Genomic DNA, 18,009 nt, shown 5'->3' with positions numbered 1-18,009 from the left:
ATGTTAACCAAACGAATTATTCCATGTCTTGATGTACGCGATAATCAAGTAGTCAAAGGCGTTAAATTTCGTAATCATCGTGTTGTTGGCAACATTCTCGGACTTGCCGCAGATTATTCTGCAGCAGGTGCAGATGAGTTAGTATTTTATGATATTACCGCAAGTTCTGAACAGCGTTCCGTTTGCCCAGATTGGATCCGTCAAGTTGCAGAAATAATTAATATTCCTTTCACTGTAGCCGGTGGAATTCGCTCACTTGCTCAGGCAAAATCTATTTTAAATTCTGGAGCCGATAAACTATCCATTAATAGCCCGGCATTAGAAGATCCTAACTTGATTAATGAACTAAGCCGGAATTTTGGAAGTCAATGTATTGTAATAGGAATAGATAGTCAATGGATAGATAATGATTATTATGTCTATCAATACACCGGAGATGAAAAGAAAGTCCTTAACTCCAAACGTAAAACTAGAGAATGGATCAGAGAAGTACAAGACAGAGGTGCAGGAGAAATTGTACTAAACTGTATGCAATCAGATGGCGTACGTACAGGGTATGATTTGTATCAATTGAAGCAGGTGCGGCCTTTATGTCAGGTGCCATTAATTGCGTCAGGAGGCGCCGGGTCGCTGGATGACTTTACTAAAGTATTCCTTGAATCTCAAGTAGATGGAGCTTTAGCTGCCAGCATTTTTCATAACAAAATTTTGTCGATACACGAAATTAAATTAGCACTTAAAAAACAAAAAATTGAGGTACGATTATGATTCATATGGAAATTAATTCTTTGGATTGGAAAAAAATGAATGGTTTATTACCAGCCATTATCCAAAATGCTGAAAATGGTAATGTCCTCATGTTAGGTTATATGAACCAGGAGTCATTGATCGCAACACTTACTACAGGTCAATTGAATCTCTACAGTCGAAATCGAAAGCGCTTATGGCGTAAAGGAGAAAGCTCTGGTAACAGCATGTCCGTACAGCATATCAGTGTAGATTGTGACAGCGACAGCCTTTTAATTCAGGTTTTGCCTAAAGGACCCGCTTGTCATTTAGGATACACGAGTTGCTTTCAGCCTGAACATAATACAAATCTTGGTTTTATACATGAATTGATCGAACTGATTCATGAGCGTGCAGAATCAAAAAATGAAAACAGTTATACAGCACAACTATTCGAATCCGGGCTCTCTCGCTGCGCTCAAAAAGTAGGTGAAGAAGCCATTGAAGCAGTAATTGCTGCAGTAAATAACAACCGTGAAGAATTAGTCAATGAGTGCGCGGATTTGGTCTTTCACCTGTTTGTTTTATTAAAAGCATGTGGGCTGAGTTTTTATGATGTATTGCAATGCTTACAAGACAGAGATAGATCGGTTCATACCTAAATATAAAATAACAAAACGGTTATTCAGTTTAGCCCTGGGTGCAGCACAGCACGCCCAGGCTACATTGAAATCTATTATACAACTGCCAATAAAATCGCAGTAAGATAATTTCCTTCTGGAAAAGCGGTTAATGTAGGATGACAACTTGCTGGGCCATAAATACCTAAAATACGTGCTTGTTTCCCTACTGCTCCAGCTTGAAGACTAACCAAAGAACAAAACTCCTGAGATGAAAGCGCTGAAGAACAATTACACGTCATTAATAAGGAACCTGATTTCATGTACTTAAATACCTCGCGGTGTAAAAACCGATAATAGTTTTTAGCACGCTCAACATGTTGCTTTGATGGAACCAACTTAGGAGGATCGAGGACAACGAGCTCATAATTCCCTGCTTTTCTTAAATATTCACGTGCATCAGCCTCGATAAATTCAATTTGATGCACATCATTTAATGCCGCATTTTTTTTAGCTTGAGTTATTGCTTGAGTAGAGCTGTCCACCGCTGTCACCTTTAAGGCCCCTGCTTTAGCAGCATGTAATGCAAAGCCACCACTATAACAATAAAGATCTAATACGCTCTTTCCTTTGGATAACTGGGCAATACGTTGGTGGTTCTCTCGTTGGTCAAGAAACAAGCCTGTTTTCTGTGCCTGAGCAAATTCAACCTCGTAAATAACCCCTGCCTCAAGAGCCTGAGTTTTATAATGTTGCTCTTGTAGGATAATATGTTTCCAGCCATCTTGACTCAAGGGTTTACTTTGCGATATCCATAGAATTTGATCTTGAGGAAATAAATTTTGTAATATTTGGATGATAATTTTTCGATTGAGCTCAACCCAATAAGCGGAGCTTGCAACAACGCAAGTTTGATTAAACCGATCAATTGTTAAACCAGAAAGTCCATCTGCTTCGCTATTAAACAATCGATAAGCAGTAGTTTCCTCATTAGGCAGATTTAAACATTCCCTTACTTGCTTTGCTTGGAATAATCGATGTGTAATCAAGGTATGTAAGTTACTGATATCGATGGATTCATTAGCAAGAGCCAAGACCCTAACTCTATAAAGAGAGTGCTCATTATAAACACCTACACCAATAAGCTCTTCGTCTGCATTATAAATATCAATCAAATATCCTGTAACTAATTTTCCATGAGTTTTTGCAATAGCCTTAGGGAATATCCACGGATGACCACGTAGTACAGTATTTTGTTTTGCTGCAAGCAAAATAACTTTTGCATTCATTTTCTATTTCCCAAAGAACAAAAATCGGCTAATCTACACAAAGAACGCTAGACCTGCAATAGTTCATAATTTTGTAAAACCTAAGAAAGCAGTTCCCCCCAATAAACTGGTGGAAAAATAAAAGTTAGGAACAGTATAACAAATATGAAAAAACTCTTTATCTCCCTTTTTGCTATTACATTTAGCAACGTATTCTGGTAATAGATATGGAAAATACACAAAAGTTCTCTTATGGCCTCACTTTAGGAGCATTAGGCGTTGTATTTGGGGATATTGGTACAAGCCCCCTATACGCCTTAAAAGTAACATTGGATAATATCCCTATTACTCAATTACATATTTTAGGGGTACTGTCACTTATTTTCTGGTGTTTGATTCTTATTATTTCACTCAAATACTTAATTTTGATTTTGCGGGCAGATAACGATGGTGAAGGAGGAATTCTCGCTCTTTTGGCACTAATGAAGTATAAAAGTACTAAATACACGCCTTTATTTTATATCATTGCAATTTTTGGAGCTGGATTACTCTTAGGTGACGGAATGCTGACGCCAGCTATATCTGTAATCAGTGCCGTAGAAGGTCTTAGTACTCTTTCGCATGCATTTACGCCCTTTATTCTGCCTATAGCTGTAATTATTCTGCTTCTTCTTTTCACATTACAAGCAAGTGGAACTGGAAGCATAGGAAATCTATTTGGACCAATTATATTGATTTGGTTCCTTACTATTGCAATTCTTGGCATCATACAAATTGCTAAAAACCCTATCGTGCTTACTGCAGTCAATCCTTATTACGCATTCGATCTGATGCGTGATACAGGATTAAAAGGATATTTGTTATTAGGCGGCATTTTTCTTGTTGTCACCGGAGGTGAAGCACTTTATGCAGATATAGGACATTTTGGGAAAAATCCTATACGTGCTGGTTGGTTTGCAGTTGTTCTTCCTTGTCTGATATTAAATTATTTTGGTCAAGGAGCGAACTTACTTTTAAATCCCGATGCAATCAGCAATCCCTTTTACATGATTGCACCTGAATGGTTTTATATTCCTTTGATTGCTCTTGCTACGATTGCCACGATAATTGCCTCACAAGCTGTAATTACAGCTACGTTTTCTTTGACAAAGCAAGCGGTTTTGCTCAGCTTATGTCCTCGTATACCTATAGTACAAACATCCAAGGAGTTTTCCGGGCAAATTTATGTACCGCAAATTAACTTTATCTTGTTTATTGGTACATTAACTTTTTGTATTGCCTTCCAAACTTCAGATAGACTTGCTCACGCATACGGAATTGCTGTGAATGCAGACATGCTTCTCATTGATGTGATGGTTGCCTATGCTGCAATATCAATTTGGAGATGGTCAAAATATACGGTCATGTTTATATTTGGCTTTTTTCTTATCGTAGACTTAGCATTTCTTGGTTCAAATTTACATAAATTTTTGACTGGTGGTTGGGTTCCGGTTATTTTTGCTTTACTCATTGCTACCATTATGTATACCTGGAGATTTGGCCTGGAATACTTACGTGAAAATTATTATATGAATAAGGATGATATTTCTAAGATTCTCAAGCAATTAGAATATAAAAGTTTAAATCAACTCACCGATTTGACAGCAGTTTTTATCACCGATGTATATGATAAAAGCGGAGGCAGTTTCCTGCATTTTCTTAAATTAAGTCGGGCAGTTCCTGAACGCGTACTTATTCTTAATTATGTTGTAGATAATACCCCACACATACATTACAGCCAGCGTTATGAAATTACATGTTTGCATGAAAAAGTGTTCAACCTCACCCTGCATTATGGTTTTATGGAAACTATTTCTATACCCAGAGCTTTGGAGCGAGCCTCTAACAAAAATCTTTTTCCTTTTAAATTAAATGTTGATCGCATTACATATATGGTAGAAATTCCTAATATTACCGCGTCAAAATCAAAAAAAACATTAACTTTTTATTGGCAAGAGAAGTTGTTTTCCTTTCTGATACGCAATTATTCCGCCAATTTAAATATCGAATTTTATAAACTACCGTACAACAGAACAATGGCAATCGGTACCTATTATATTATGTAATCTCAGGAGTTCTTTATGTGGTTTAACAATGCACTGATCTATCAATATGAGCTGGATGAATCTTGTGATTTAACAGCATCTCTAGCTGAAAATATTCTAAAACCTTGTCCTCCTCATGCTCGCTTTGTTTATGGCTGGCTTCCTGCTTTTGCAGATGAAATGGTTCAGGAGGTTGCAGGAAGCTCGCTGATTTGTATGGGCAAGGAAGAGCGTTTGCTCCCACGGGGCGTGGTTAACAAAATACTTGCCGAAAAAGTACAAATACTTGAAACCCAACAAGGTCGCTCAGTTAAACGAGCAGAAAAAGCGCAAATGGCCGAAGATATTGAGTTTGAATTATTGCCAAAATCATTTTGTATCCAAAAAAGGATGCTCGCTATCCTTGATAGTGCCAGCAAAAGAATTATCGTTAATGCTTCCAGTAATAATCAAGCATCACAACTCACCTCTCTTTTGCGTAAGTCCGTAGCAGGTATTTCGATTGAACCATTAACACATACAGAAAATCTGGCTTTACGCTTTGCGGAGTGGATTCATTCACCCAATACCCTCCCCAATCATTTTCAATTAGCGTCTGATTGTTTGCTTTTTTCTCTTGATGATGAAAAAAAACGAGTGCACTGTAAAGGTTATGAGCTACCAGCAGAGGAAATTTTAACTTTATTATCGCAAGGTATGGCAACCGCAGAAATTTCTTTAATCTGGAAAGAAAGAATTCAGCTTACTCTAACTCATGACTTTGCATTCAAAAAGCTCAAAAGTCTTGATTATCTTCTTGATGACTTTAACGAAATTAAACAACTTGATGAAGAATATCAACAACGCGACGCAGCATTTACTTTATTATCCGGAGAATTACGCGAATTGACTCATGATCTTTTAGCGGCACTCGCAATAAAAGAAAAAGAACCTAAGTTAGTGGAGGTTATATAAAGGGTTATACACAATAAAACCTGGGTATTATAAGTTCTATCCAGGTTGACGTTCAAGCTTTATTCGTAATAAGTCACCATCTACCAAGGAAGGTTTGTATTGGGTGCATTTTGGAGGAAAATCGCTCCAATCACAGAGCCACCTGTAGCCTAGGTGTAAGGCCGTGAAACCCCTGTTCAGGTCCTACGGAACTCCATCCAGGCAATGCACATCCAAATAATGTAAAAAATCCACCATAACCTGTTACGCATTCTTCTAGGCCGATTAGTTAGATACTATATGTTGCATTTTAGAGGTATGATAAGTTGCTTTGTAAACCACTAATGCTTCCTCAGCAGCTTGGTTAAAACCCAACGCCATATTCGCATCATACATAACCACTAAAGCCTGTTTTGCGCTTGGAGCTTGTGGGTAGTTTTTCACTACATAACTCGCTCTATTAATTGCTGCAACATACATCTTGCGTTTAAAATAGAATGTCGCAACATTCAATTCATGTTGGGCAAACATATTTCGCAAATACACCATACGCTGTAGCGCATTTGCTTTATATTTACTCTCAGGGAACTTTTGAATCAGAACACCGAAATCAGAATAAGCCTGAGTTTGTGTACCAGGATCTCTCCATGATTCATCTAGAGGTAAAAATTTTGCAAAAACCCCGCGACTTTGTTGGAAATTAGCCATACCACGCATGTAATAAGCATAATCAACATTCTTAGCCCTTGGGTAAAGATGGATAAATCGTTCCGCAGAAGCGGCAGCCGAAGGATAGTCTTCATTTTTATAATAAGCATAAATTAATTGCATCTGTGAATGCTCAGTATAATCACTAAATGGATACATTGTTTCGATTGCTTCAAGATGTTTTATTGCTGTTGCATATTCTTTTTTACGTAAATCTTTCTGAGCTTCCGTATAAAGTTGCTCGGCAGTCATTCCTTTGTAAGGATTAATATCTTCATCGTCTTTACCCCACCATGTCTTACATGCAGATAAAGAGACGATAAGACCTACTAGGAACAACATTTGAATTCGTTTCATAAACTACACCTATCTAATATATATATCTGTTGTATCCGCAACAACAGCCACAAAAATTTGGAACATTATACCTAGGACTATTTATTTTGCGAACATTCTTCTGCTTTTTTTGAAAAATGGAAAGAATAAAAACAATATCAAAAAAATTACTTGTAATTGTCTAGAACATTAAAAAAATATTTGCAAAACCAAGGTTGTTAGGATAGTATTCTCGCCTGGAGAGATGGCAGAGCGGTCGAATGCGGCGGTCTTGAAAACCGTTGAAGGGCAACCTTCCCAGGGTTCGAATCCCTGTCTCTCCGCCAAAATCTTGCTCCACCTCTTTATCACCTTCTTAATTCAATATCAAAGCAAATAATTTCATTATTGATATTATTTAACTCATTGATATAGTAGCATTATATAGGAATTAATGGAGAAAGCTCTATGATGAGGAATACACTAAAGCGTTTTGGCAGTGTGACAAAATTATTGCATTGGTTAATCTTTATTTTAATTATCGCCCAATTTTATTTTGTCTGGTCTCTTAGCGATAACTCACCACTCACAGCACTCTATATAATGCTGCACAAATCAGTAGGATTTACTATTTTATTACTCGGAATTTTATTTTTTATTTGGCATATTATAAGTATCAAACCACTTCCATCAATAACTCAGCCACGATGGCAATACATTACTTCAAAAGCAGTCCATCATACTCTTTTTATTCTTATAATACTCATGCCCATAGTTGGCTACCTTTTAACATGTGCTGGTGGAAAACCTATTAACTTTTTTGGTTGGTTTACTCTCCCTTGCCTTATCTCAAAGAATGATTATTTAGGTAGTATTATGTTTTCAACGCATCAAGCGATTGCCTATTTAATCCTCATTCTGGTAGGAATTCATTTCCTTGCAGCTTTATATCATCATTTCATTTGCAAAGATAATGTATTAAAACGCATGTTTCCTTTTACTTCTATTGAATAGTTTGAACACTAATGCTATGAAAACCAATGATTTAAACCGAGTAAAGAATTATACTTTACTCGGTTTAAATCATCTACGCATATTCAGGGGCGGAAGGATAAACTCTTGTATACGATCCAGAATATGGAGGTGGAATGTCAGAATATGTAGATGGTGTATCATTAATCGGATTATAGTAACTTGGGATATATACCCTTTGAGGGAGTCTGCAATCAAAATTCAGCTCCCCTACTTGAACCATATTGATATCCCCTTTACGTAAATGTCGTAATTTTTCTAATAGCTCCTGGACCTTTTCATTCTCTTTACTAAAATAACGCGAGAAAAAGGAAGGTATTGGTTTCTCGTTCCCTAACAATTTTGCCATTTCCGCACGCAAGGCAACCATCGCGCATCTTACGATTATGGGATCCAGACCTTTCTCATCTCTCAAAAAAGCTTCTTCTGAGGCAGTTAATCTAAATCGTTCCGGGTCTGATGGATCCATAGACTCATTATTCACTGACTTATTAAGCGTATCATACAACATACTCATCGCAAAACATCCAATACCTGCTCCAATGATAGTAAGCAGTACAGCTCCAGCAATCACTACACCAACAGGGTTAATCCCTGCTGCTACCGCAAGAGCAATTAATGGTGCAGCTCCAAAATTAAGCGTTAAAAAAGCTGAACCTGCACCAAATCCAATAGAAGTAGCGAACATTAATGCGCCCTTTAGCCAGCCTTCACCATAGCAAAAACGCTCAATGCTGTTTGCAAATTCATTAAGCATATAATACAAAGCAATAAAAGCTAAAACGACAGCAATCAAAGCCATAAGGATCAGAAGCAAGGCTGCCATCAATTTAGCCAAATCGTCACTTGAAGATGAATCATGGCCATGGTGGTTAGAAGGCCAGCAGCAGGAATCAGTGCCCGCATGGTGATGATATGAATGATTGTGGGAGTTGATTATGGAACTTAGAATTAACCAATCAAGAAGCGTTGGATCTTGATAACCATAATAATTATAACTATTAATCACATACTTAGCCTTTGGATTAAACTGAGGCGTTAACGGATTAAATGTACTTTGCTGAGAAGGCTGCATTCCTTGATACAAAGGTAACGCGTTAAATAGTGCATTAAAAGCGGCATATACTTTTAATTTCTCTGCTGGGGCCAATTTAGCGAGTGGGCTTTGACTCCATGGTGATTCTAGAGAATATTGCACCGCGAGAAACATTTCATTGTACGTAGCATTAACATCTAAGCCGCGATTAACACAATTTTGATAATGACTTAGTACATGACCATATAATTGCTTTAATTTAAGATCAGTAAACTTCTTGCTTAAATCAGGCATAGCGATACTCCTATATATTAGGTTACGTAGACAAACTTTGCTATCCCAGCCTTATTATATTAATTTTAAAAAAATAAATAAGTTAGCACATTTGTCTATAAACCTAGTGCCTCACAATTTGTGCGCGATTAATTAAACTTTTTACATACAAGTCATAATCCATCATGCCATAGCTTGCTTCTATTTGTTGAATTAAGCTATCTTGCTGCTCCCTGTCTAATGTACTTAATTTCCCATCATAAATTTGTTTCAATCTTACAACAACATAATCACCATTTGGCATGACAAGGCCATCACGGCTTTCTGGCCGTAATAAATTGAATGCCATATCATTTATATTCGTATCTACCTTATCATTGTCACGAGTAGACCTAGCTACTAATTTCCATGATAAATGGTTATTGTCAATCAATTCTTGTTGTTGCTTATCCTCAACTGGATTTAATAAATTCTTTCCAATTTCTTTTGCTTTAGCTTCAGCAATTTTTTTAATCAAAATTTTGTTAATTTGATCGTGAACAGCTTCTAAAGACTGCTCCATTTCATCCCAATGTTGATTGACCCTTACAACTACCAGCGAATCATTATCAATTTGTATTGGTTCGCTGTTATTGTTTAAATCAAGAACATCATGACTGAATGCAGCATTGATTACCTGTGTGTTTTTTGTAATATTATCTGTGCCACCTAATCTTGAAAAAGGCTGGGTTTTTTCAATTTTTAAATTCAAAGCTTCTGCTACAGGCTGGAGAGAATCTGGAGATTGATAGCTTAAATCAGACAATTGTTCCATCGCTTGCGTATACTTTGTTTGGGCCGCTTCAGCAATCAGTTGCTCTTTAATCGATGAGGCCACTTCGGGAAAAGGTTTTACTGAAACAGGCTTATATGCGATTAATTTAAAAATTTCATATCCATGTTTTGTTTTTTCAGGAGGAGAAATCTGTCCTGGCTTAGTTAAATGAGATAAAATTTGATTGTAATTATTTTGCCCCGCAGTAATCCAGGGAAGCACGCCTTTATCTATTACTGAAAGCTTGTCATCTGACATCTGTGAAACAAGATGTTCAAATTGCTCTGGATTTTTCTGTAATGTTTGATATGCATCGTTTGCTTTTTGCTGAATCTTTTCCAAATCAGATTGACTCGCATTCTCTGGAACAGCGAATAAAATATGTGCCACTTGCCAACTTGCGGGGATTAAATAGCTATTTTGATTGTCTTCATAATACCGTTTTACATCATCATCAGATATTTTTATCTTATTTTTAATATCATGCATCGATAAAGTGACATAATCTAAACTGACTTTTTCTGGCGCCATAAATTCTTTTTTATGCATCTTATAATAATTTGCAATTTCCTTTGGAGAAACATGAATATCTTTTTCGAAGTGCGTTACAGGAATAGTTAAATAATCATAGTCTCTACTTTGCATGTACAAACTCACAAAGCGATCAATTTCATCGGGTAAAGCAAAAGAACTACCCATAAAAACAAATCGCTGCTGATTTAGTAGCATTCCCTGTTTCACTTCATTTTGAAAACTTGATTGAGTGAATAAAGCGGCACTTAGTGCTTGCTGATATTTTTGAGCCGAGAAATGGCCATCTTCCTGAAATTGAGGAATACTCAAAATTGCTGCATCGGCTTGGTTCAAGCTCACATCAAACCCATTATTAAGAGCTGCTTGTACTAAAACCTCGTTAGTAATCATTTGATCTAAGACTTGATTTTGCAACTTTTTTTCATCAGCAGCAGTCATTTGTTCAATATCTTGCATGGAGCGGGCACGTCTGTAATTGTTTTCAAATGATTGTATTGTTAAAGGAGTTCCATTGACGAGCACCTTGGAGTTAGTTGTTTGATGTGATTGCAGATAATAATCTACACCAAAAAGTGTAAACGTAATACCGATTAAGATAACCACCAACCAAGCTACAACACCCTGTATGCGTTCATTTAACTTTTGTAACATGTCACGAGATCCATAGTATTAATAAATATAGCATTTTTGATTTAGCGAGGGCTGATTATAACCCAGACTGAAAAAAATCAAAACAAAAAAACGTTCACCTATTCAGCAAAACTTTTCTTTCCTGAATTAGCCAGAAATTAGAGTGAAGTGAGTATGTTACCTTTTTCATCATCCAATCTTTCTCTTAAAAACAAGTAAAAATGAGAAGGAAATAAAATTTTGAAGTAAGCATTCATCCAGATAAAAAAAACGCGCCTTTCAGCGCGTTAATCTGGCGGAGTGGACGGGGCTCGAACCCGCGACCCCCGGCGTGACAGGCCGGTATTCTGACCAACTGAACTACCACTCCATTTCTTGGTGGGTGCTGTAGGGATCGAACCTACGACCCTCGCCTTGTAAGGGCGATGCTCTCCCAGCTGAGCTAAGCACCCTGAAAACTTATGCTTCTTGCACTGCTTCTTTCAGGTTTTTACCCGCTTTAAACTTGGCTACTCGTGACGCTTTAATTTGAATAATTTTACCAGTTTGTGGGTTTCTACCTGTTCTTGCTGAACGATTGCCTGTTGAAAAAGAACCGAAACCAGGTATTACTACTTGATCACCACTTTTTAAAGCATCAGTAATAGTACTAGTAAAAGTTTCGAGAACTCTGCTTGCGTCAGCTTTAGTTAAACCCGAACCACTTGCTATAGCATCAACTAATTCGCTCTTATTCATTGCTTCCCCTATACTGTTAATCTTCCATACTTCTAAGTTAATTTAATCGAACTCATTAAACTAACCGGTCGAGTAGTTACTTCCTTGAAATGCCCGCTAGTAGCGGGCTACGAAACGAAATATACCTCTAATTAATGGGTATGTAAATCATTATTTTTAATTTTTTTTGATCTTTTACCCACTATAGTCTCAGATTGTACATTTGTTGGCTTTTCTACCCAAGGACAGCGTTGTAAAGCCAGCTCCAACACCTGTTCTATAGTCTTAACAGGGTGAATTGTTAGCTTACGCAAAACGTTATCCGGAATCTCTTCCAAGTCCTTTACATTTTCCTCAGGGATAATAACATGCTTAATTCCACCTCGATGAGCTGCCAATAACTTCTCTTTAAGACCACCAATTGGCAACACCTGCCCTCTTAGCGTTATTTCGCCTGTCATTGCCACATCCGCTTTCACAGGAATCTGGGTCACTACAGAAACCAATACGGTACACATACCTATCCCTGCGCTTGGACCATCTTTTGGTGTAGCCCCTTCGGGTACGTGGACGTGAAAATCATTCTTATCATAAAAATCATCGGCTAAACCAAATTTTTTAGCTCGGCTTCGCACAACCGTCATCGCTGCATGAATGGACTCTTGCATGACTTCACCCAGTTGACCTGTGTGAGTCACCTTGCCTTTACCAGGCATCATTGATGCCTCAATTGTTAATAATTCGCCGCCAACACTTGTCCAAGCCAAACCTGTAACTTGTCCCACTTGGTCAAACTCTTCAGCCAAACCATATCGGAATTTTTTTACACCCAAATATTTTTCAACATTGCTTGTAGTTACAGTCATTTTTTTTACTTTTTTGTTCGATAAAATTTCTTTTACGACTTTTCTGCAAACACTAGCAATATCGCGTTCTAAATTACGTACACCAGCCTCACGAGTATAGTGACGAATGACATCTCGAATCGCACCCTCACTAATATGTATTTCATTGTTACTCAGGCCGTTCAAGACGACTTGTTTCGGTACAAGATATTTCTCAGCAATGTTTACTTTTTCATCTTCTGTATATCCTGCAAGTCGAATCACTTCCATTCTATCTAATAATGGAGCAGGAATTTCCAGGGAGTTTGCTGTTGCAATAAACATAACGTCACTCAAGTCATAATCTACTTCAAGATAATGATCATTAAACGTATGGTTCTGCTCGGGGTCTAAGACCTCGAGCAAAGCTGCAGCTGGGTCTCCTCGGAAATCCATAGCCATTTTATCCACCTCATCCAGCATAATTAGCGGATTTTTTACACCAGCCTTACACAGTTTCTGAATAATCTTTCCTGGCATTGACCCGATATATGTTCTTCTATGGCCGCGAATTTCTGCTTCATCTCTAACACCACCCAGAGCAATACGGATAAACGTACGGCCAGTAGCATTTGCAATAGATTGTCCTAATGAAGTTTTACCTACTCCTGGAGGTCCAACAAGACAAAGTATAGGTCCCTTTAAGCGTTTTACACGTTGCTGAACAGCCAGATACTCAATAATGCGTTCTTTAACCCGTTCTAGACCATAATGTTCTTTATCCAATAATTTTTCTGCCTTAAGCAAATCAAATTGAATTTTGGTTCTCTTTTTCCAGGGTACTGAAAGCATCCAATCAAGATAATTACGGATAACAGTCGCTTCAGCAGACATAGGCGACATCATTTTCAACTTATGAAGCTCTGCATGCGACTTTTCTTTTGCTTCTTTAGGCATACCGGCTTTATTAATCGAATTTTCCAGTTGTTCAATTTCATTTCCTTCTTCGCCTAACTCGCCCAATTCTTTTTGAATTGCTTTCATTTGTTCATTGAGATAATACTCTCTCTGACTTTTTTCCATTTGCCGCTTAACACGTCCTCGCACGCGTTTTTCTACGTGCAACAAGTCAATTTCATTCTCTATAGCTGACATTAAACGCTCAAGCCGAGTTCCCACATCCTTTGTTTCAAGTAATTCTTGTTTATCATCTACCTTCAATGTTAAATGGGCAGCAATGGTATCTGCTAAACGTCCAGGTTCTTCTATACCAGCAAGAGGAGATAAAACTTCAGGTGGAATTTTTTTATTCAGCTTAATGTATTGCTCAAACTGCGACATTAAGGAGCGCATCAAAATGCCAATGTCGGGTTCTTGTACCGCTCTATTTTCATCTTCAATTATCTCAAGATCAGCTTCTAGATGGCCTTTAGCCTGATTGTATTCTTTTGCTCTAGCACGCTTTTCACCTTCAACTAAGACTTTTACAGTTCCATCAGGCAGTTTCAGTAACTGAAGGACACTAGATAATGTACCTATTTGGAAAATATCAGCAGCAGTTGGATCATCATTCGACGGTTTTTTCTGTGCTACTAAAAAGATTTGTTTACTATCAACCATTGCCGCCTCTAAGGCTTTAATTGATTTTCCTCGCCCAACAAACAAAGGAATAACCATATGAGGGTAGACCACTACGTCTCTTAATGGTAATACAGGTATGTTAGACAGATTTTCTGTCTCATTCGAAGTCTCTTTAATTTCAGTGGACATAATGAACCCTTATTCAAACGGAAAGCTTATTTTTATTCACGTGACTACCAAATTATAATTTAAAAGGAAGGGAGAGTTATTGCAAGAAATCAAAGCGTTATAATTAAGAAAGTTCCTTAAAGAATCTCTCCTACACTTAGTGTAGGAAAGATAAAGAGCAGAAATTCTACTCTTGGCCACCTGCTGCACTCTTTATCCCATCCTGTTCATAAATAAGAATGGGTTTAGATGAATTATTTACAGCATTCTCATCAACCACAACCTTAATTACTCCTTCAAGAGAAGGTAATTCATACATGGTGTCTAAAAGAATATTTTCAAGTATTGCACGTAAGCCTCGTGCACCCATTTTTCTTTCTAGAGCTCTTTTAGCAATGGCTGTCAATGCTTCTTCTCTAAACTCAAGCTCCACTCCTTCCATTTTGAATAAAGACTGGAATTGTTTGGTTAAAGCATTTTTTGGATTAGTTAAAATATCAATCAGAGCTGATTCATCCAACTCCTGTAACGTAGCAACCACAGGCAGCCGTCCAACAAACTCGGGTATTAATCCGTATTTAATCAAGTCGTCAGATTCCAATTGACTCAATACCCTGGATACTTCATCACTGGTTTCCTTTTTATTTTTTAATTGGGCAGAAAATCCAATACCTGACTTATCACTTCGCTCTCTAATCACTTTTTCCAATCCAGCAAAAGCTCCACCACAAATAAATAAAATATTTGAAGTATCTACTTGTAAGAACTCTTGTTGTGGATGTTTGCGGCCACCTTGTGGGGGAACTGAAGCAATTGTACCTTCTATCAGTTTTAAAAGTGCTTGTTGAACTCCTTCGCCAGAAACATCTCGGGTAATCGAAGGATTATCAGATTTACGTGATATCTTATCAATTTCATCAATGTAAACAATACCATGTTGCGCCTTATCTACATCGTAATCACACTTCTGTAGAAGCTTCTGGATAATATTCTCTACATCTTCACCTACATAACCTGCTTCAGTAAGTGTGGTTGCATCAGCCATAGCAAATGGAACATTGAGGATACGAGCTAATGTTTGAGCTAAAAGTGTTTTTCCGCTTCCAGTTGGACCAATAAGCAAAATATTACTTTTCCCAAGTTCAACCCCCTCTTCACTTTTATGTTGTAATCGCTTGTAATGATTATACACAGCTACGGACAAGACTTTTTTTGCATGTGATTGTCCAATGACGTACTCATCTAAGAAATTTGAAATTTCTTTAGGTGATGGTAAGCGTACGTCTGCCTCTTCATGTGATTCATGGGTTTCTTCACGAATAATATCGTTACACAGTTCAACACACTCATCACATACAAATACAGAAGGACCAGCAATCAACTTTTTTACTTCATGTTGGCTCTTGCCACAAAAAGAACAATACAAAATTTTATCACCACTTCCGTTACCGGATTTACTCATAACCAAACCCCTTCTTACAACGATTATCGGAAAATAGATAATATATGTAAAATATTAGTCAATCAGAAAAAGATATGCCACCGTTATTCAGTACAATTATTTTTAAAAATAAAGCAAAATACGAAGAAGTAATAATGAATCAACATAAAGGAACCCACTATCGCACTCCTCACCCTGGGTGCAGTGAAGCGGAACCCGATAAATCTGAACCACAAACCCAGGTTCCGCTTCACTGCACCTAAGCGACAATACATTATAGTTCAGTTCTTTAAATTTAATGAAAAAATAATTACTCTGATTTACTTGCTGACTCTCGATCATAAAGCACTTTATCAACCAAGCCGTACTCAACAGCTTGTGTGGCGCTCATAAAATTATCACGCTCAGTATCAAGCATAATTTGATCTGGTGTCTTTTTAGTATGCTTTGCCATAATAGTATTTAACCGCTCTCTTACAGCTAAAGTCTCGCGAGCATGAATTTCGATGTCTGTTGCTTGACCTCGATAACCACCTAAAGGCTGGTGAATCATTACTCGTGAGTTTGGTAAACAGAATCTCTTACCGTCAGTTCCAGCACAAAGTAACAAGGCAGCAGCACTTGCTGCTTGTCCTATACATAAAGTACTTACATCGGGTTTAATAAACTGAATGGTATCGTAAATTGCCAAGCCAGCAGTTACGACTCCTCCTGGTGAATTAATATAGAGAGAAATATCTTTCTCAGGGTTTTCAGACTCAAGAAACAACAACTGAGCAACCACCAAGTTAGCCATATGATCTTCAACTTCACCCAAAAGAAAGATAATACGTTCTTTCAATAATCTCGAGTAAATATCATACGAACGCTCACCTCGTGAGGTTTGTTCAATAACCATTGGGACTAATCCACTGGCATTGCGAATTATGTTCTCTGAATAGCCCGACATATAATTACTCTCCTTTTTTCTCTTCCGCTTCAGTGGCTGGTTTAGGATTCATTACTGAATCATAATCTTTGTTTTTATATTTAACTTTTGCATCCTCAGCGATTTTATCTGCAACCATTTCTTCCATAACAAGTGCTTCGATTTCAGCCATATTCTCTTTGCTATTTTGATACCAGGCACGAAGTTCATCAGGATTTTCATAAGCACTAGCAAATCGTTCAATCATTGCATTGACTTTATCTTTATTAGCAACAATTTGGTGCTTTTTAACATACTCTGAAAAGAGTAAACCAAGATGAACACGTCGTTTTGCTTGATCTTCGAAAAGCTCTCGTGGGAAATCAGGGATTTTTTCATTTTCATGATGTTCATGCCCAAAAAGACGATGATACATATCATGTTTTAAATGTTCGATTTCTTTGTCAATTAAAGCCATTGGCAATTCAATAGTATTTACTTCCATTAATTTATCAAACAACTTTTCCCTGTTCATCATGCTCACGCGACGCTCTAATTCACGAGTCATATTTTCTTTAATGTCTTTTTTCAGCGCGTCCATACCGCCTTCTTTGATATTAAACTTCGCTGCAAATTCATCATTAAGCTCAGGAAGTTTTCCTTCCATTACATTATGAATCGTAATTTTGAAAACAGCTTCTTTACCTGCTAATTCTTTATGACCATAATCCTCAGGAAAAGTTACTTTGATATCAAAAGGTTTCTCTTTTTTATTACCAATAATTCCATCTTCAAAGCCAGGAATCATTGATCCGGAGCCTAGAATTAATTCATGACCTTTAGCACTGCCTCCATCAAAAGGCTTCTCATCGAGGTAGCCTTCAAAATCGATAACGACTTTGTCATCTTTTTTGACAGTTCGAGATACATCATGCCATTCTTTATTTTGCTCGCGAAGTTTATCCAACATGCTTTCAACATCTTTATCAGTTACTTCTGAATGAGCTAGTTCAACTACTGCTTGATTTAATTCAGCAATCTCAAATACCGGCATCACTTCAAACGTCGCAGTATATTTAAAATCCTTCCCTTTCTCTACTTGTTCAGGTTCTACAAAGGGATAACCTGCAGGAATCAATTCATTTTTTTGCAATGCTTCATATAATGTGGATTGAACCATCTCGCGCGTAACCTCTTCGCGAACACTTTGAGAGTAACGGCCGACGACAACATGCATGGGTACTTTACCAGGACGAAAACCATCAACTTTAACTTTGCGAGCAAGATTCTTGAGACGTAAGCTCACTTCTTCCTCAACTTTCTCTGAAGGTACAGAAACTGTTACCTTACGTTCCAAACCTTTTAGGGTCTCAACAGAAACTTGCATCAATTTCACCT

At 37.4% G+C, this 18,009-nt stretch carries 14 protein-coding genes and 3 tRNA genes; 6 read left to right on the top strand and 11 right to left on the bottom strand.

The genetic code is table 11. The annotated features are described in order from the left end of the window. On the top strand, positions 1-768 hold the full coding sequence (gene hisF / locus Ltuc_RS04465; RefSeq protein WP_058520113.1) for an imidazole glycerol phosphate synthase subunit HisF: 768 nt from the start codon (positions 1-3) through the stop codon (positions 766-768). Then, a complete protein-coding gene (gene hisIE / locus Ltuc_RS04460) occupies positions 765-1,388 on the top strand; it encodes a bifunctional phosphoribosyl-AMP cyclohydrolase/phosphoribosyl-ATP diphosphatase HisIE (RefSeq protein ID WP_058520112.1) in 624 nt (207 codons plus the stop codon). Before hisF ends, hisIE begins: the two co-directional genes overlap by 4 nt. Before the next feature lie 74 nt (positions 1,389-1,462). On the opposite strand, the gene Ltuc_RS04455 is transcribed toward hisIE, so the two are convergent. Continuing rightward, the gene (locus Ltuc_RS04455) at positions 1,463-2,635 is read right to left on the bottom strand and encodes a class I SAM-dependent rRNA methyltransferase (protein ID WP_058520111.1); all 1,173 of its coding nucleotides are present in this window, start codon (positions 2,633-2,635) and stop codon (positions 1,463-1,465) included. Positions 2,636-2,841: 206 nt separating this feature from the next. Between Ltuc_RS04455 and Ltuc_RS04450 the strand changes: the two genes are divergently transcribed. Together Ltuc_RS04450 and Ltuc_RS04445 are read left to right on the top strand one after the other, a co-directional pair. Further along, on the top strand, positions 2,842-4,719 hold the full coding sequence (locus Ltuc_RS04450; protein ID WP_058520110.1) for a potassium transporter Kup: 1,878 nt from the start codon (positions 2,842-2,844) through the stop codon (positions 4,717-4,719). Between the two features lie 15 nt (positions 4,720-4,734). After that, positions 4,735-5,652 (top strand): recombination-associated protein RdgC, encoded by a 918-nt coding sequence (locus Ltuc_RS04445; protein WP_058520109.1) that lies wholly within the window; start codon positions 4,735-4,737, stop codon positions 5,650-5,652. Positions 5,653-5,916: 264 nt separating this feature from the next. On the opposite strand, the gene Ltuc_RS04440 is transcribed toward Ltuc_RS04445, so the two are convergent. Then, the gene (locus Ltuc_RS04440; RefSeq protein ID WP_058520108.1) at positions 5,917-6,696 is read right to left on the bottom strand and encodes an outer membrane protein assembly factor BamD; all 780 of its coding nucleotides are present in this window, start codon (positions 6,694-6,696) and stop codon (positions 5,917-5,919) included. A 217-nt stretch (positions 6,697-6,913) separates the two neighbouring features. On the opposite strand from Ltuc_RS04440, the gene Ltuc_RS04435 reads away from it, so the two are divergent. Beyond that, positions 6,914-7,001, top strand: a tRNA-Ser gene (locus Ltuc_RS04435). A gap of 121 nt (positions 7,002-7,122) precedes the next feature. Continuing rightward, entirely contained in the window at positions 7,123-7,668 is a 546-nt protein-coding gene (locus tag Ltuc_RS04430; RefSeq protein ID WP_058520107.1) for a cytochrome b, read from the top strand. A gap of 73 nt (positions 7,669-7,741) precedes the next feature. Here Ltuc_RS04430 and Ltuc_RS04425 read toward each other — a convergent pair whose 3' ends face one another. The 9 genes from Ltuc_RS04425 to tig all read right to left on the bottom strand — a co-directional run bounded on the left by Ltuc_RS04425 (position 7,742) and on the right by tig (position 17,998). After that, entirely contained in the window at positions 7,742-9,016 is a 1,275-nt protein-coding gene (locus tag Ltuc_RS04425) for a hypothetical protein (RefSeq protein ID WP_058520106.1), read from the bottom strand. Positions 9,017-9,119: 103 nt separating this feature from the next. Next, positions 9,120-10,994: a SurA N-terminal domain-containing protein gene (locus tag Ltuc_RS04420; RefSeq protein ID WP_058520105.1), complete on the bottom strand. Its 1,875-nt coding sequence runs from the start codon at positions 10,992-10,994 to the stop codon at positions 9,120-9,122. Positions 10,995-11,266: 272 nt separating this feature from the next. Further along, a tRNA-Asp gene (locus Ltuc_RS04415) sits at positions 11,267-11,343 on the bottom strand. Between the two features lie 6 nt (positions 11,344-11,349). After that, positions 11,350-11,425, bottom strand: a tRNA-Val gene (locus Ltuc_RS04410). Between the two features lie 7 nt (positions 11,426-11,432). Next, positions 11,433-11,711 carry an HU family DNA-binding protein gene (locus Ltuc_RS04405; RefSeq protein WP_058510057.1) on the bottom strand — a complete coding sequence of 93 codons (279 nt, stop codon included), beginning with the start codon at positions 11,709-11,711 and terminating at the stop codon, positions 11,433-11,435. A gap of 131 nt (positions 11,712-11,842) precedes the next feature. After that, positions 11,843-14,284 carry an endopeptidase La gene (lon, locus tag Ltuc_RS04400; protein ID WP_058520104.1) on the bottom strand — a complete coding sequence of 814 codons (2,442 nt, stop codon included), beginning with the start codon at positions 14,282-14,284 and terminating at the stop codon, positions 11,843-11,845. A gap of 166 nt (positions 14,285-14,450) precedes the next feature. Beyond that, positions 14,451-15,725 (bottom strand): ATP-dependent Clp protease ATP-binding subunit ClpX, encoded by a 1,275-nt coding sequence (gene clpX / locus Ltuc_RS04395; protein WP_058520103.1) that lies wholly within the window; start codon positions 15,723-15,725, stop codon positions 14,451-14,453. A 289-nt stretch (positions 15,726-16,014) separates the two neighbouring features. Continuing rightward, positions 16,015-16,653 (bottom strand): ATP-dependent Clp endopeptidase proteolytic subunit ClpP, encoded by a 639-nt coding sequence (clpP, locus tag Ltuc_RS04390; RefSeq protein ID WP_058520102.1) that lies wholly within the window; start codon positions 16,651-16,653, stop codon positions 16,015-16,017. A 4-nt stretch (positions 16,654-16,657) separates the two neighbouring features. Continuing rightward, positions 16,658-17,998: a trigger factor gene (gene tig, locus Ltuc_RS04385; protein WP_058520101.1), complete on the bottom strand. Its 1,341-nt coding sequence runs from the start codon at positions 17,996-17,998 to the stop codon at positions 16,658-16,660. Between the last annotated feature and the right edge of the window lie 11 nt (positions 17,999-18,009).

Source organism: Legionella tucsonensis (assembly GCF_001468035.1).
GTDB lineage: Bacteria > Pseudomonadota > Gammaproteobacteria > Legionellales > Legionellaceae > Legionella > Legionella tucsonensis.
The sequence above is the reverse complement of the archived record's forward strand: the minus strand, read 5'-3'. Positions and strand labels throughout refer to the sequence as shown.

Excerpts from the sequence above, each read along its gene's own strand:
- hisF (WP_058520113.1), top strand. The coding sequence starts at position 1 with ATGTTAACCAAACGAATTATTCCATGTCTTGATGTACGCGATAATCAA.
- hisIE (WP_058520112.1), top strand. The coding sequence starts at position 765 with ATGATTCATATGGAAATTAATTCTTTGGATTGGAAAAAAATGAATGGT.
- Ltuc_RS04455 (WP_058520111.1), bottom strand. The coding sequence starts at position 2,635 with ATGAATGCAAAAGTTATTTTGCTTGCAGCAAAACAAAATACTGTACTA.
- Ltuc_RS04450 (WP_058520110.1), top strand. The coding sequence starts at position 2,842 with ATGGAAAATACACAAAAGTTCTCTTATGGCCTCACTTTAGGAGCATTA.
- Ltuc_RS04445 (WP_058520109.1), top strand. The coding sequence starts at position 4,735 with ATGTGGTTTAACAATGCACTGATCTATCAATATGAGCTGGATGAATCT.
- Ltuc_RS04440 (WP_058520108.1), bottom strand. The coding sequence starts at position 6,696 with ATGAAACGAATTCAAATGTTGTTCCTAGTAGGTCTTATCGTCTCTTTA.
- Ltuc_RS04430 (WP_058520107.1), top strand. The coding sequence starts at position 7,123 with ATGATGAGGAATACACTAAAGCGTTTTGGCAGTGTGACAAAATTATTG.
- Ltuc_RS04425 (WP_058520106.1), bottom strand. The coding sequence starts at position 9,016 with ATGCCTGATTTAAGCAAGAAGTTTACTGATCTTAAATTAAAGCAATTA.
- Ltuc_RS04420 (WP_058520105.1), bottom strand. The coding sequence starts at position 10,994 with ATGTTACAAAAGTTAAATGAACGCATACAGGGTGTTGTAGCTTGGTTG.
- Ltuc_RS04405 (WP_058510057.1), bottom strand. The coding sequence starts at position 11,711 with ATGAATAAGAGCGAATTAGTTGATGCTATAGCAAGTGGTTCGGGTTTA.
- lon (WP_058520104.1), bottom strand. The coding sequence starts at position 14,284 with ATGTCCACTGAAATTAAAGAGACTTCGAATGAGACAGAAAATCTGTCT.
- clpX (WP_058520103.1), bottom strand. The coding sequence starts at position 15,725 with ATGAGTAAATCCGGTAACGGAAGTGGTGATAAAATTTTGTATTGTTCT.
- clpP (WP_058520102.1), bottom strand. The coding sequence starts at position 16,653 with ATGTCGGGCTATTCAGAGAACATAATTCGCAATGCCAGTGGATTAGTC.
- tig (WP_058520101.1), bottom strand. The coding sequence starts at position 17,998 with ATGCAAGTTTCTGTTGAGACCCTAAAAGGTTTGGAACGTAAGGTAACA.